The following is a 13609-nucleotide window of genomic DNA, read 5'->3' as shown; positions in this document are numbered from 1 at the left end:
GGGATCTGTCGCTTTCGCGGCGGTGAACGTGGCCACACGATCGACGGGAGGCACGGTGCCAGCTGGCACCGTGCCTCCCGTCCGTCTGTTCCCGCGTCTACCGGCGTCGGGTCGCGTCCTCGACCTCGCCGACCAGTTCCTCGAGGATGTCCTCGAGGAAGAGCACACCGAGGGTCCGGCCGTCGGCGTCGAACGCGCGAGCCACGTGGCGGCCAGCAGCTCGCATGGTGGCCAGGGCGTCCTCGAGGTCCATCTCCGTGTAGAGCGAGATGAGCTGCCGGATGCGCTTCGGCGGCACCGGGTCGTCGAACTCGTCCGGCCGCAGGTCGATGACGTCCTTCACGTGCACGTAGCCCGTGGGGGAGCCGTCCTCGCCCACGAGCACGTACCGCGAGAACCCACGCTGCGCCACCGCACGCTCGACGTCCGCCGGGGTGGCGTCCTCGGGCAGGGCGACGAGCTCGGCCATCGGCACGGCGACGTCGCGGACCTTCTTCTCGGTGAACTCGAACGCCAACGCGAGCTTGCCGTCGTCGGTCAGGGTGCCCTCGCGGCGGGACTGCTCCACGATGGTCTGCACCTCTTCCACCGTGAACGCGCTGACGGCTTCGTCCTTGGGCTCGACGCGGAACAGCCGCAGCACGGCGTTCGCGACCTCGTTCAGGCCGACGATGACCCAGTGCAGGCCGTGGCCGATGTACCAGAGCGTCGGAACGAGCAGCAGGGCGGCGCGGTCGGGCATCGAGAACGAGATGTTCTTCGGGACCATCTCGCCGAACACCACGTGCAGGAACGAGACGAGCAGCAGCGTGATCACGAACGCCACGGTGCCGATGACCTCGACGCTCCAGCCCGTCAGGTGCAGCGGGACCTCGAGTAGGTGGTGGATCGCCGGCTCGGAGACGTTCAGGATGAGCAGCGAGCAGACCGTGATGCCGAGCTGCGTGGTCGCGAGCATGCGGGTGGCGTGCTCCATCGCCCACAGGGTCATCTGCGCGGCCTTCGAGCCCTCCTCCGCACGCGGTTCGATCTGCGAGCGGCGCGCGGAGATGACGGCGAACTCGGCGGCGACGAAGTACGCGTTGCCGAGCAGCAGCACGAAGAGCCAGAAGATACCCCACCAGTCGGAGCTCATCGGGTACTGCCCTTCGTGGTGGTCTTCGTGGCCGGGATGATGATGGCGGTCGCCGCGGTGTCCGTCGGCGGGGGCGTCGGGGTCCAGCGGATGCGGTCGATCCGCCGGCCGTCGAGGCGTTCGACGCGGAACACGCCGCCGTCGAGCGGGACCTCGTCACCGACGACGGGCAGGCGGCCGAGCGTCGACATGAGGAAGCCGCCGACGGTCTCGTACGGGCCGTCCTCCGGCACCTTCACGCCGGCGCGGTCCTCGAGCTCGTCGGGACGCAGGAGACCGGGGAAGGTCAACCAGTCGCGGGAGCGGACCACGTCGATGCGGGCGCGGTCGTGCTCGTCGGAGACCTCGCCGACGATCTCCTCGATCAGGTCCTCGAGCGTGACGACCCCGGCGGTGCCGCCGTACTCGTCGACCACGATGACCATCTGGTAGCCGCGGCCACGGACCTCGGCGAGCAGGGTGTCGCCCGGCATCGTCTCGGGCACGCGTTCGGCGTCGGTCATGAGGGCCCCGACGGGGACCTCCGCGCGCTTCTCGCGGGGGACGGCGACCGCCTGCTTGACGTGCACGATGCCGACGACGTCGTCCGCGTCCTCCTCGATGACGGGGAAGCGGCTGAAGCCGGTCTTGCGGGCGAGGGCGATGACGTCCTGCGCGGACTCGGACACCCGGATGGTGGAGAGCCGCGGGCGCGGGGTCATCACGTCGCTGGCGCTCAGCTCGGAGAACGAGATCGTCCGTTCGAGCAGGGTCGCGGTGTCCTGCTCGAGCGACCCCTCGGACGCCGACCGCCGGAGCAGCGAGGTGAGCTCCTCGGCGCTGCGAGCGCCGGACAGTTCCTCTTGCGGCTCGATCCCGATCGACCGGAGCACGGCGTTCGCGGTGCCGTTCAGCACCGCGACGGCCGGCTTGAACACGGTCGTGAAGGCGATCTGCAGGGGCACGACGAGCTTCGCGGTCTGCAGCGGCAGCGCGAGGGCGAAGTTCTTCGGCACGAGCTCACCGAGGATCATCGACAACAGGGTCGCGATGACGAGCGCGATGATCGAGCCGACCGTCTCGACGATGCCCTCCGGCAGGTTCATCGCCAGGAACGGCGCCTCGAGCAGCTTCGCGATCGACGGCTCGAGCAGGTACCCGGTGAGCAGCGTGGTCAGCGTGATGCCGAGCTGCGCACTGGACAGGTGCGTCGAGGTGACCTTCAACGCCCCGATGACGGGTGCCAGGCCCGGCTCACCGCGGTCGCGACGCGCTTCGACGTCTGCGCGGTCGAGGTTGACGAGCGCGAACTCGGACGCGACGAAGACGCCGGTGCCGAGCGTCAGCAGGATGCCGCCGACGAGCATGACGATGTCGATCGGACTCATGATTCACCCCCGTCCGCGCACGGGGATGACGTGCAGCTCACCGAGTGAGCGGCGGATGAGTGAGGCGAAGAACTATTCGGGGGATCGTCCACAGTGCTGCCAATCGTACTGCCTGCCGGGGCCCGGAGCCGTGAATCCGTACAGAACCGCCGGTCCCTACGCCGTGACGCGGGCGCGGTGGTACTGCTGCGGCTCGTAGTCGACGGTCACGCCGAGCTCGACGGCCACACGCAGCGGGAAGCCCGGGTCGCGCAGGAACTCGCGGCCGACCATCACGACGTCGGCCTGCCCGGTCGCGACGATCTGCTCGGCCTGGAAGCCCTCGGAGATCATGCCGACCGCGATGGTGCCGATGCCGGCGTCGCGCTTGATCGCCGCGGCGTGCGGCACCTGGTAGCCGGGGCCGACCGGGATCGGTGCGCTCGCGACGTTGCCGCCGGTCGAGACGTCGGCCAGGTCCGCGCCGTGCTCCGCAGCCCACCGGGCGACCTGCGTGGTCTCGTCGAGCGTGACCCCGCCGTCCACCCAGTCGGTCGCCGAGAACCGGACGACGATCGGGAAGCCCTCGCCGACCTCGGCACGGACGGCGTCGACGACCTCGAGCAGCGCCCGGGCACGGTTCTCGAGCGATCCGCCGTACTGGTCGGTGCGGTGGTTGCTGAGCGGCGAGAGGAACTGGTGCAGCAGGTACCCGTGGGCTGCGTGGATCTCGACCAGGTCGAACCCGGCCTCGACGGCACGGCGAGCGGACTGCGCGAACGCCAGGGCGACGACCCGGATGTCCTCGGTCTCGAGCTCGCGCGGCACGGCGTACCCGTCGAAGGCCACGGCGGACGGGCCGACGGTCGACCAGCCGCCCCGCTCGGCGGGGACCGACCCGTGCTCGGACTCCCACGGGCGGAACGTCGACGCCTTGCGGCCGGCGTGCGCGAGCTGGACACCGGCGGCGGCACCCTGCGCGTGCAGGAAGTCGACGATCGGCTTGAAGGCGTCGCGCTGCTGGTCGTTCCAGAGTCCGAGGTCCTGCGGGCTGATCCGGCCCTCCGGCACCACGCCGGTGGCCTCGACGACGACCGCGCCGGCCCCGCCCTTGGCGAAGCCGCCCAGGTGGACGAGGTGCCACGGGGTCGGCATTCCGTCCTGCTCCTCGGCCGAGTACTGGCACATCGGGGAGACCCAGATGCGGTTGCGGACCGTCAGGTCACGGATGGTGATCGGCTCGAACAGGGCGTGCGTCACGCGGGACTCCTCAGGGGACGGGCGCCGGCTCGGCCGCGAGTTCCGTCAGGAACGACCGCAGTGACGCCGACGACGTGTAGTGGTGGCCGACCGCCCCGATCGCTTCCGCGCCGGTGGCGTTCTCGGCCCTGTTGTCCACGAACACCATCTGCTGCGGCTCGATTCCCAGACGCGCGCAGGTGTCGCGGTAGATGGATGCGGCGGGCTTCAGGACGTGCTCCTCGGCGCTCACGACGACGGTCTCGAACAGCGAGCCCATCGGGGAGCGTCGGTACGGGTCGCCGAAGTCGAAGCCGGCGTTGGACAGCAGTGCCACCCGGGTACCCGCGTCGTGCAGCTCCTCGACGATCGCCAGGGTCTCCGGTTCGACCTCGAACCACCCGGTGAAGTCGACGGCCCAGAACCGGTGGATGTCCGTGATGCTCCAGCTGCGTCCGACGCGCTCGCCGATCGCCCGCCAGTACGCCACGACGGAGAGGTCCCCGCGGTCCAGGTCGTGGCGGAGCTCCTGGTAGACGGGGAACAGTTCGTCGGCCGGCACCCCCGTCACCTCCACGAGTGCGTCACGCGACGCGTGCGGCGTCCTGCTGATCACCTCGCCGTAGTCGAAGACCACCACGCGACCAGGCAGGAACAGGCTCATGTGCTCCACCGTAACGTGGGGCCGGTGAACGACTTCGTGCCCGTCCAGCCGTCCGATGCCGCCGCGTGGGTCACCTCGCCGACGGGGGAGTCCACCAAGTACCGCCGCGGGGTCCTCGGCATCGCGACCGGGTCCGATCAGTACCCGGGCGCCGCGGTGCTGGGCGTCGACGCCGCCGTGCACACCGGCGTCGGCATGGTCCGCTACGTCGGACCGTCGAGCGCCACCGACCACGTGCTCACCCGCCGCCCCGAGGCCGTGTCCGGCGTGGGACGCGTGCAGGCCTGGCTCGTCGGCTCGGGCATCTCGGCGTCGTCGCTCGGTGACTTGGACGACACGACCGCCTCGGGGTTCCGGCACGCTTCCGACGACGGTGTCCCGGTCGTGGTCGACGCGGGCGCGATCCCGCTCGTCGACCTCGGCCCGCTCGCCGTCCTCACCCCGCACGCGGGGGAGCTCGCGTCGTTGCTTGGCGTCTCTCGCGATTCGATCGAGCAGGATCCGCCCGCAGCAGCGCTCCGTGCCGCCGAGCAGACCGGCAGCGTCGTGCTGCTCAAGGGCGAGCGCACGCACGTGGTCACCCCGGACGGGTCGGTGCGGCTCGTGGCGTCATCGGCGACGCCGTGGCTCGCGGCGGCCGGTGCCGGGGACGTCCTCGGCGGGGTCCTCGGTGCGCTCGTGGCAGCGCGGCAGGGGTCCGTCGAGGCAGCCGGATCGTCGCTGACGCCGTCGGACCTCGCGCACCTGGCCGCGTCGGCTGCGGTCGTGCACGGCCTCGCGGCCCGGCGGGCGTCCGGCGGCGGGCCGTTCCCGATGGCCGGGCTGATCGCCGAGCTGCCGGGCGTCGTGCGGGACCTCGTCGTCGACGGCGACGCGCGCGGGTAGCGGTCGGTGCGACATCCTCGACGTCGTACGACGTCGGTGATGTCGCCTGTTGCAGACGCCGCGTGACGACGTCCTCGTTGTCGTGCGACGACGAGGACGTCGTTCCGTGCGTGCGCCGGGGGTTGCACGCGCGCGGTGGCGACAGCGTCGATGTCGTACGACATCGAGTTCGTCGTTCCTTGCCTACGTGCATGGTTGCGGGCGCGGGATGACGACACGGTCGACGTCGTGCGACATCGATCGTGTCGCCAGTTGCAGACGCGAGCGGGGACGGACGGGAGGCCCGGTGCCAGCTGGCACCGGGCCTCCCGTCCGCCTGTCGCGCACGTCACGGGCGTGACGCGCGTCGCGGACGTCAGCTCGCGGGTGTCGCGTGCACCAGGAACTCGACCGTGCCGGAGTCGTCGACCTTCACGAAGCCGAGGCTCGGTGCCTGCACGCCGTAGTCCGAGAACGTGACCGGGATCGAGCCGGAGATGTCGACGCCATCGCCGTTCAGGCCGACCTGCAGGTCGGCGGTGACGTCCTTCGTGACGCCGTGCAGCGTGAGCTTGCCGGTCGCGGTGACCGTCGTCGTGTCCGAGCCGCTCGGGACCGCGTCGGCGATCGGCTCGGTGAGTTCGAACGTGGCCTCGGGGAAGGCGGAGGTGTCCATCGCGGAGTCGCGGAAGTACGAGTCGCGCTGGTCGGAGTCGGTGGCGATGTCGGCGACCTGCACGGTGATGGTCGCCTTCGTGATGCTCGTGCCGTCGACGGTGGCGCTGCCGGAGACGCTGTCGGTGCGGCCCGTGACGGTGACGTCGGAGCCGTTCAGGACCTCGTGCAGGCGGTAGCCGGCCTCCGAGTCGCCACCGACCGTCCAGGCGCCGGACAGGTCGGCGTCGTCGAGGGTGGAGGCCTGCCGGCTGGCGGCCACGGACGGTGCCGCCGACGCCTTCGCGTTCTCGTTGCTCGTGTAGACGTTCGTCGCGACGATCGCCCCGATGACGCCGAGCACGACGACGGCGGCGATGACGGAGATCCAGATGACGGCCTTGCGGCGCTTGCGCGGGGTTTCGGAGGTCACGAGCAAGACGGTGACACGTCATGGTTGGGGGAGCCTGGGATTCTCAGCCGGTTCGGGTGTGCTCGCTGTCCGTGTGCTCGCTGCCGGTACGCCCGCTGCCGGTACGCTCGTTCGGTGCTGAGGACCGGGAACCCGTGGATCGAACGCGTCGGGTTCGCGGTGGCGTTCGCCGCCGTGCACGCGGCGCTGTGGTGGCTGACGGCCGTCTCGGCGAACCTGCCGCTCGGCGACGTCACCATCACGTACAGCCGGTGGATCGAGACCGGGCGGAGCGCGGACTTCTGGGTCGGCATCGACGGCGAGTGGGTCTACCCGATCCTGGCGATCGTGCCGATGGCCGCCGCGGCGCTCGGCGGCATCGCGTCGATCGGCTCCGGGTGGCTGCTGCTGATGGTCCTGCTCGACGCCGTGGCGTGCGCGTTCCTGTGGCGGTTCCGGGCGCGGGCCGTGCTCGGCTCGTCGGTGCGTGCGGGCGGCGTGCGCGTCGTGTGGTGGTGGCTCGTCTTCCTGCTCGCGCTCGGCCCGATCGCCCTCGGGCGCATCGACACCGTGGCGACCGTGTTCGCACTGGTCGGGGTGGCGTTCGTCGCCTCGCGGCCGGCGGTCGCCTCGGCGCTCTTCACCGCCGGTGCCTGGACGAAGGTCTGGCCGGCCGCCCTCGTCGGCGTGCTGCTGCTCCTGCGGAGGGGACACCGCCGCGGCGTGCTGTCGGGGGCGCTCGTGCTCAGCGCGCTCATCGTGCTCGTCGACGTGCTCTGGGGCGGAGCGCCGTACCTGCTGTCGTTCATCGGTGAGCAGACCGGGCGTGCGCTGCAGATCGAGTCGCCCCTCGCGACGCCGTTCATGTGGGCGGCGGCGTTCGGGGCTCCCGGCGCTGCCGTGTTCTACAACCAGCAGATCCTGACGTTCGAGGTCTCCGGCGCCGGCACGCACGCAGCGGCCGCGCTCTCGACGCCGCTGATGGCCCTCGTGGTCGTCGCCGGTGTCGTCCTCGCGCTGTGGGCCGCACGGCGCGGTGCCCGTCGTGCCGAGCTCGCGCCGGTCCTCGCGCTGCTGTTCGTCGCCGCGCTCATCGCCACCAACAAGGTCGGGTCGCCGCAGTACATCGGGTGGCTCGCCGTGCCGATCGTGTGGGGACTGGCCGCCGGGACGCCGAGTGTGCGCCGGTTCGTGCCGATCGCGATCGCCGCGCTGCCCACCGCTGTGCTGACCCAGCTGATCTACCCGGCGTACTACGACCAGGTGCTCACCCTGCAGCCGTGGATGCTCGTCGTGCTGACGGTGCGGAACGTGCTCGAGGTGGCGATCCTGGCGTGGACCGTGGTCGAGCTGGTGCGGATGGGGCGGGGCGCGGGCAGGATGGACGCATGATCGTCGCCTTCTCCGTTGCTCCGTCCGGTGGTCCCTCCGAACAGGCGGACGGCTCCGTGCACGACGCCGTCGCCGCAGCGGTGCGGGTGGTCCGCGAGAGCGGCCTGCCGAACCGCACGTCGTCGATGTTCACCGAGCTCGAGGGGGAGTGGGACGAGGTCATGGACGTCGTCAAGCGCGCCACCGAGGCGGTCGGCGCCTACGGCACGCGGGTGTCGCTCGTGCTCAAGGCCGACATCCGACCGGGGCACACCGGGGAGATCGACGGCAAGCTCGAGCGGCTCGAAGCGGCGCTCGGCGAGTAGCGCTCTCGCTCTCGCTCTCGCTCGGCGCTCGCGCTCAGCGCTTGTCGCGCCGCCGTGCCCGGGTCCGTCGGCGGGGGTCCGGCCCGAGCACCACGAGCACGGTGAGCAGCGCGATCCCGGCGAGCACCGCGATGAGCACGATGACCATGCCCATCGGGTCGGTGGCGTCCTCGCAGTTCACCGGCGCGCCGGCGGGGCACGAGGCGAGCACGGTGGCGGCGAGGGACATGTGCTCATTGAACAACGGGGGCCCGCGCGACACGCCGTCGCCCTCCCGGGGATGTCGGTGGTCGGGTGTCTCATGGCCCGTATCGAGCCACATCCGGTGGCCCCGAGACGACGAGGAGCGCGTGATGACCCACGACGGCTGGTGCCCTGACTGCGACCTGCGAACGGTCGTCATCGACACGGACGAACAGGGCGAGAACGCCTGGGCCACGTGCGCCGAGTGCGGCGTCGGCTGGACGCACCGTGACGAGCTGCCCGAACTCGCTCCCGCGTCGACGCGTCCCGCCCACACGGAGCGTCAGGCGGCCTGACCCGGTTCTCCTCGGTTACGGCCGGGCCAGCCCGGTGCGACCCGTGCCGGCCGCGCACGGCGACTTCCGTTCGGCCTTTGGAGCGGTCTACACTGCTCGGACCGGATGGTCGTCGCCACCCGGACCGTCCCGTTCGCTGCTGAACCCGGACCGGCACCCCGTTCGGGCGTGGCCGCGCTGCCGATCAGCACGTGGACCGCGACGATCGCGGGTCGCCCCCGCCGACACCGTCCAGCCGACACCCCGATCCGACGCCGCCCGTGCAGGACGTCGTCCGAGAACAGGCCCCATGTCACAGCTCACGCCTGCGCGTCGCACCGCCGCGCTCATCTCGCTCGCCCTCGGCGGCTTCGCCATCGGGTCGACCGAGTTCGTCGCGATGGGCCTGCTGCCGAACATCGCGCAGGCGCTGCTGCCGCAGCAGTACGGCCTCGACCCGGATGCCGGCATCGCGCACGCGGGCTGGCTCGTCAGCGCCTACGCGCTCGGCGTCGTGGTCGGTGCTCCCACCATCGCGGCGATGTCCGCGAAGTTCCCGCGCAAGGGCCTGATCCTCGTGCTGCTCGTCGGGTTCGTCCTCGCGACGATCGCGAGCGCGTTGCTGCCGTCGTTCGGCCTGGTGCTCGTCGCCCGCTTCGTGGCCGGCCTGCCGCACGGCGCCTACTTCGGCATCGCCTCGATCGTCGCCGGCGACATGATGGGCCCGGGCAAGCGCGGCAAGGGCATCGCGATGGTGCTGCTCGGTCTGTCGGTCGCGAACGTCGTCGGCGTCCCCGCGATTACCTGGGTCGGCCAGCTCGCCGGCTGGCGGATCGCCTACGGCGTGGTCGCCGCGCTCTTCGCGCTGACCTTCCTCGCCGTCGCGGCCTTCGTGCCGAAGAGCGCCCGTGACGAGCACGCGACGATCGGCCGGGAGCTCCGCGCCTTCCGTGTGCCGCAGGTCTGGATCGTGATGGGCCTCGGCGCGGTCGGGTTCGGTGGCTTCTTCGCCGTCTACTCGTACATCTCACCGCTCGTGCAGCACGTCACCGGCATGCCCGAGTCGTTCGTGCCGATCGTCCTGGTGGTCGTCGGCATCGGCATGGTGGTCGGTGGTGTGCTGGGCGGACACCTCGCCGACCACAGCGTGAAGCGCACGATCTACTTCGGCATGTTCTCGCTCATCGGCGCCCTGCTGCTCACGGTGCTGACCGCGCAGTGGCTCTGGGGCATGCTCCTCGGCGCGTTCCTGCTCGGGGCGACCTCGTCGGCGATCCCGCCGGCGGTGCAGTCCCGGTTGATGGACGTCGCCGGCGACGCCCGGACGATCGCCGCGGCGCTCAACCACTCGGCGTTCAACATCGGCAACTCGCTCGGCGCGGCACTCGGCGGCGCGGTCATCGCGGCCGGCTTCGGGTTCGTCGCACCGGGCTGGCTCGGCATCGTCCTCGCACTGCTCGGCGTCCTCGTCACGATGTTCAGCTACTCGGTCGAGCGTCGTACCACGCGCCGTGCCGCGCTGCGCTCCCCGTCGCCCAGTACCGGCCCGATCACCGCGCCCGTCCCCATCCACTGACCGCGCGCGGGCGACGCCAGAGCGGTTCGCGAAAGCGACAGTCTGCCGCGAACTGTTCACGGCAGACTGTCGCTTTGCCGGATGGGACCGTCGGCGTCGGCGGCACAGTGTCGCTGTGGCGGGACAGACCGCAGGTCGGCCCCGATCGCCGGACACGCGCGGTGGGCGTGCCCACGCACCGGACGGGAGGCCCGTGGCGACGCCGCCACGGGCCTCCCGTCCGATGTGGGGTGCGGTAGACCGCCGCACGTGCGCCGCGCGCTACAGGCCCAGCGGCCCGCCGTCCTGCACGATGATGCCGTCGGTGATCGCACGCTTCCGGAGCGCGACCTTCGTGCCGACGTCGAACCCGGCGACGCGGTACTTCTCGCGGATGCGCTTGAGGTAGCTCTTCGCGGTCTCCTCGGAGATGCCGAGCTGGTAAGCGACGCTCTTGACGGGCTCGCCACCGCCGTACAGCGCCATGACGCGACGCTCTTGGGCGCTGAGCTTCGGCACGCCGCCGACGTCACCGCTGTTGATGGCCAGGTCGAGCTCGGCGGAGACGTACTGTTCACCACGCTGGGCGGAGCGGATCGCCTCGACGATCATGTCGGCGTCCTCGCTCTTCACCAGGTAGCCGAGGGCTCCGGCCCCCAGGGCCTCGCGCACGACGTTCGGCTCCGAGTACGTGCTCATCACGACCGTCTTCACCCCGGCGGTCTTGAGCGTCGAGATCTTCAGCGACACCGGGATGGAGTCCTTGAGGTCCAGGTCGAGCAGCACCACGTCCACCGGGAACGCCGGGCTCGTCAGGAGCTCGGGCCAGGTCGTGACCGCGGCGACCAGGGTGATGTCGTCGGCGGCGTTCCGGATCCACTCCGTGAGCGCGCCGAGGAGCATCCTGTGGTCGTCGACGAGTGCGAGTCGGATGGGTTCCTCTGGAGTCGCCATGCGGGCGTCCTTTCTCGGGGGCAGGTCGTGCCCGATCCTAGGAGGGCGGGGCACGTGGCACGGGCAGGCTGTCCGGGTGTCCGGCAGCTACATCGACGGATGTCGGTCCACGACGCAGTGCGCGACGATGTGGAGCGCCCCGTCGCGGACCGTCTCGGTGTACGGACCGATGCGCTGCAGGGCGCTCCACGCGGTCGGGCCGAGGCTGCGGCGTTGGACACCGCGGGACTCGATGACCACCGGCACGTCCATCCGTTCGTCGGTGACGGGGTGGCCGTCGGACCCGACCGGGCCGAGCGTGACCGAGACGACCGGCAGGCCGGGGGTGGCGGCGCGGCCGTCGCCGACCATCTGCCACAGGGCCTGCAGCAGTCCGTCGCGCTGGGCGGGGGTGAGGTGTCCGGCGAGGGCGCCCGGATCGGCGACGCTCACCGAACGCCCGAGGTGGTCGGACTCCGTGATCGCGTGGTAGAGCCAGGTCTCGCGTCGGCCCTCGATGAGGTGCAGGCGGAGCTCGGTCGCGAGCGAGGCCGCGACGGAACTCGAGGCGTCCGACAGCGGCAGGGGATCGGTGCCGTTCGCGACGGCGTCGAGCAGCTTCTCGGCGGCCAGGTCGAGTCGGGCGAGCTCGTCCGAGGCGAGCATGCCGACGGCGAACTGCGGCGCCTGCACGTTGCTCTGCACGAGCACGCGGTCGAGTTCCCGCTGCACGAGCTGCCGGAACCGCTGCACGACGTACAGGGCGATCGACGGCGGCACGACGACCAGGGCGAGCAGGGACACGATGCCGGGCAGCGTGTCGTTCGTGATCGGGGTCGAGACGACGCTCATGCCGATGAACGCCAGGCCGAGCACCGCGATGGCGGCGGCGACTTCACGGGCGGGCCGGAGCGTGGCGATCGGCAGCAGCGCGAAGCCCGCGGCGATCGACGCCGACGCAGTGTGCGCGATGTCGTGCTCGGGCCAGATCCCGATGAAGTCGAGGGTCACCACGCACGCGAGCACGACGCAGATCAGCACGAACGCCAGTCCGGTCAACCGCTCGCCGTAGGTCAGCACGCTCAGGCCGACACCGACCGCGGCGACGAGGTAGAGCGCCCACGCCGCGGCGGGCAGCCACGGGTCGGAGAAGTCGGACCAGCGGACCAGGAAGTACACGATGCCGGACACGGCCTCGATCGCGGTGAGCACCGCGGCGCCGAGGCCCAGGTACCCGGCACCGAGCGAGGCGCCGGGCTTGGCGGCCTGGCGGAGCGACCGTGCGCCCGTCGAGGTCGAGGGGAGTCCACGGGCCTGCCGACGTTCGCTGGTGCGGTAGCGCTCGCGGGCCTCGCGGCGGGTGCGGGGCGGCTGCTGGCCGCTGGACTCACCGGGCAGGCCGCGGCTGATGGTGTCCTCGGGGACCCGGGTCATCGCGGTGCCTCCAGGACGACGGTGGTGCCGGAACCCGGCGCGGAGAAGAGCTTGGCGTCGCCGCCGACCTCGCGCAGACGGCTCACGACGCTCTCCTTGAAGCCGAGTCGTTCGGCGCTGACGGTGGTCAGGTCGAACCCGACCCCGGAGTCCGTGACCATGGCGCGCACCATGTCGTTGTCGTGGACGATCGTGACGTGCGCCTCGCCGACACCGGCGTGCCGGCGGACGTTCTCGAGGCACTCGCCGAGCGCCAGCAGGAAGGCGTCGAGCACGTGCGACGGCAGCAGTACCTGGCCGGTGCCGTGCCAACTGACCTCGAGGCCCATCCGGCCGAAGCGCTGCTTCACCGACTCGAGGGTCTGGCCGAGCGGCGACTCCTCTTCGCGGGTGAGCGAGTAGTCGCCGGACTGCGACGGCTGCGGGGTCGCGCCGAGTCGCAGGTGGCGCAGGAGCCGGGCGTCCTCGGCGGCCTGCTCGCGCATCGCCTGCTCGGAGACCCCGACGCCCGAGTGGGCGAGGAGCGTGAGCGTTGCGAGGACCGTGTCGTGCAGCAGCCGAGCGCCCTGCCGCCGCTGTGCCTCGGTCTCGCTCGCCTGGCGTTCGGCGCGGTGCGCGGTGCCGATGCTGTAGATCCGTCGCGCGACGCGGGGGATGCTGCGCGAGATCCAGACGGCCACCACCGCGATGAGCACCCAGCCGAGCAAGGCGCCGCTGACGGGCGTCGACAGGAACCCGCCGGTCGCCCAGACCATCACGACCACGACGACACCACCGGCGGCGATCGTGAGCCCGAGGCCGACCGGCTGCCCGCGCTGCGCCATCAACGGTGCGGACAGCGAACCGCCGGCGAGCGTCATGACGGCACTGGCGACGAGCGGGCGGACCGACTCGTCCGCCCCGGAGAACAGGATCGCGAGGGACGCGAGCCCCGTCACGAGGATCGCGGCGGTCCACCACACGGTGCCGGTGCGCCCGAAGAACACGAACGAGGCCACCATCGCGGCGATGCAGAGCAGGGCGCCCACGAGCGGCAGAACGGGGACCGCGGCGGCGGAGACCACGCCGACGACGCTGACGAGCGCGCAGACGATGCCCACGACACGGGTCGTCGCCCGCAGCAAGCGGTCGCGTTCCTGTGCGATGAAGTCCATCGAT

At 71.4% G+C, this 13609-nt stretch carries 14 protein-coding genes; 5 read left to right on the top strand and 9 right to left on the bottom strand.

All coding sequences use genetic code 11. The annotated features are described in order from the left end of the window. Window positions 1-97: 97 nt before the first annotated feature. The 4 genes from ACGH48_RS11480 to ACGH48_RS11465 form a co-directional block, all read right to left on the bottom strand. Entirely contained in the window at window positions 98-1135 is a 1038-nt protein-coding gene (locus tag ACGH48_RS11480) for a hemolysin family protein (protein ID WP_396288704.1), read from the bottom strand. Continuing rightward, a complete protein-coding gene (locus ACGH48_RS11475) occupies window positions 1132-2502 on the bottom strand; it encodes a hemolysin family protein (RefSeq protein WP_396288702.1) in 1371 nt (456 codons plus the stop codon). Before ACGH48_RS11475 ends, ACGH48_RS11480 begins: the two co-directional genes overlap by 4 nt. A gap of 156 nt (window positions 2503-2658) precedes the next feature. Then, on the bottom strand, window positions 2659-3741 hold the full coding sequence (locus tag ACGH48_RS11470; RefSeq protein WP_396288701.1) for an NADH:flavin oxidoreductase/NADH oxidase: 1083 nt from the start codon (window positions 3739-3741) through the stop codon (window positions 2659-2661). A gap of 10 nt (window positions 3742-3751) precedes the next feature. Further along, on the bottom strand, window positions 3752-4384 hold the full coding sequence (locus tag ACGH48_RS11465) for an HAD family hydrolase (protein WP_396288699.1): 633 nt from the start codon (window positions 4382-4384) through the stop codon (window positions 3752-3754). 24 nt (window positions 4385-4408) lie between these two features. On the opposite strand from ACGH48_RS11465, the gene ACGH48_RS11460 reads away from it, so the two are divergent. After that, a complete protein-coding gene (locus ACGH48_RS11460; RefSeq protein WP_396288697.1) occupies window positions 4409-5269 on the top strand; it encodes an NAD(P)H-hydrate dehydratase in 861 nt (286 codons plus the stop codon). 355 nt (window positions 5270-5624) lie between these two features. Here ACGH48_RS11460 and ACGH48_RS11455 read toward each other — a convergent pair whose 3' ends face one another. After that, window positions 5625-6335 (bottom strand): YceI family protein, encoded by a 711-nt coding sequence (locus tag ACGH48_RS11455; protein WP_396288695.1) that lies wholly within the window; start codon window positions 6333-6335, stop codon window positions 5625-5627. Window positions 6336-6449: 114 nt separating this feature from the next. On the opposite strand from ACGH48_RS11455, the gene ACGH48_RS11450 reads away from it, so the two are divergent. After that, entirely contained in the window at window positions 6450-7706 is a 1257-nt protein-coding gene (locus ACGH48_RS11450; RefSeq protein ID WP_396288693.1) for a hypothetical protein, read from the top strand. Beyond that, complete coding sequence (locus tag ACGH48_RS11445) at window positions 7703-8011, top strand: thiamine-binding protein (protein ID WP_123312342.1); 309 nt, start codon at window positions 7703-7705, stop codon at window positions 8009-8011. Before ACGH48_RS11450 ends, ACGH48_RS11445 begins: the two co-directional genes overlap by 4 nt. A 34-nt stretch (window positions 8012-8045) precedes the next feature. Here the strand turns inward: ACGH48_RS11445 and ACGH48_RS11440 are convergent, their stop codons facing one another. Beyond that, complete coding sequence (locus ACGH48_RS11440) at window positions 8046-8240, bottom strand: hypothetical protein (RefSeq protein ID WP_148061747.1); 195 nt, start codon at window positions 8238-8240, stop codon at window positions 8046-8048. 124 nt (window positions 8241-8364) lie between these two features. Between ACGH48_RS11440 and ACGH48_RS11435 the strand changes: the two genes are divergently transcribed. Continuing rightward, the gene (locus ACGH48_RS11435; protein ID WP_396288690.1) at window positions 8365-8550 is read left to right on the top strand and encodes a hypothetical protein; all 186 of its coding nucleotides are present in this window, start codon (window positions 8365-8367) and stop codon (window positions 8548-8550) included. Window positions 8551-8839: 289 nt separating this feature from the next. Next, on the top strand, window positions 8840-10105 hold the full coding sequence (locus tag ACGH48_RS11430) for an MFS transporter (RefSeq protein WP_123312344.1): 1266 nt from the start codon (window positions 8840-8842) through the stop codon (window positions 10103-10105). A gap of 261 nt (window positions 10106-10366) precedes the next feature. Here ACGH48_RS11430 and ACGH48_RS11425 read toward each other — a convergent pair whose 3' ends face one another. The 3 genes from ACGH48_RS11425 to ACGH48_RS11415 form a co-directional block, all read right to left on the bottom strand. Further along, the gene (locus ACGH48_RS11425; protein WP_123312345.1) at window positions 10367-11038 is read right to left on the bottom strand and encodes a response regulator transcription factor; all 672 of its coding nucleotides are present in this window, start codon (window positions 11036-11038) and stop codon (window positions 10367-10369) included. A gap of 87 nt (window positions 11039-11125) precedes the next feature. Next, on the bottom strand, window positions 11126-12451 hold the full coding sequence (locus ACGH48_RS11420; RefSeq protein WP_396288687.1) for a hypothetical protein: 1326 nt from the start codon (window positions 12449-12451) through the stop codon (window positions 11126-11128). Beyond that, entirely contained in the window at window positions 12448-13605 is a 1158-nt protein-coding gene (locus tag ACGH48_RS11415; RefSeq protein WP_396288685.1) for a sensor histidine kinase, read from the bottom strand. The genes ACGH48_RS11420 and ACGH48_RS11415 overlap by 4 nt, the downstream gene beginning before the upstream one ends. Between the last annotated feature and the right edge of the window lie 4 nt (window positions 13606-13609).

Origin of the sequence: Curtobacterium pomorum (assembly GCF_044497295.1) — a bacterium.
In the GTDB taxonomy this organism is placed as follows: Bacteria; Actinomycetota; Actinomycetes; order Actinomycetales; family Microbacteriaceae; genus Curtobacterium.
The sequence above is the reverse complement of the archived record's forward strand: the minus strand, read 5'-3'. Positions and strand labels throughout refer to the sequence as shown.

Excerpts from the sequence above, each read along its gene's own strand:
- ACGH48_RS11480 (WP_396288704.1), bottom strand. The coding sequence starts at position 1,135 with ATGAGCTCCGACTGGTGGGGTATCTTCTGGCTCTTCGTGCTGCTGCTC.
- ACGH48_RS11475 (WP_396288702.1), bottom strand. The coding sequence starts at position 2,502 with ATGAGTCCGATCGACATCGTCATGCTCGTCGGCGGCATCCTGCTGACG.
- ACGH48_RS11465 (WP_396288699.1), bottom strand. The coding sequence starts at position 4,384 with ATGAGCCTGTTCCTGCCTGGTCGCGTGGTGGTCTTCGACTACGGCGAG.
- ACGH48_RS11445 (WP_123312342.1), top strand. The coding sequence starts at position 7,703 with ATGATCGTCGCCTTCTCCGTTGCTCCGTCCGGTGGTCCCTCCGAACAG.
- ACGH48_RS11440 (WP_148061747.1), bottom strand. The coding sequence starts at position 8,240 with ATGTCCCTCGCCGCCACCGTGCTCGCCTCGTGCCCCGCCGGCGCGCCG.
- ACGH48_RS11435 (WP_396288690.1), top strand. The coding sequence starts at position 8,365 with ATGACCCACGACGGCTGGTGCCCTGACTGCGACCTGCGAACGGTCGTC.
- ACGH48_RS11430 (WP_123312344.1), top strand. The coding sequence starts at position 8,840 with ATGTCACAGCTCACGCCTGCGCGTCGCACCGCCGCGCTCATCTCGCTC.
- ACGH48_RS11425 (WP_123312345.1), bottom strand. The coding sequence starts at position 11,038 with ATGGCGACTCCAGAGGAACCCATCCGACTCGCACTCGTCGACGACCAC.
- ACGH48_RS11420 (WP_396288687.1), bottom strand. The coding sequence starts at position 12,451 with ATGACCCGGGTCCCCGAGGACACCATCAGCCGCGGCCTGCCCGGTGAG.
- ACGH48_RS11415 (WP_396288685.1), bottom strand. The coding sequence starts at position 13,605 with ATGGACTTCATCGCACAGGAACGCGACCGCTTGCTGCGGGCGACGACC.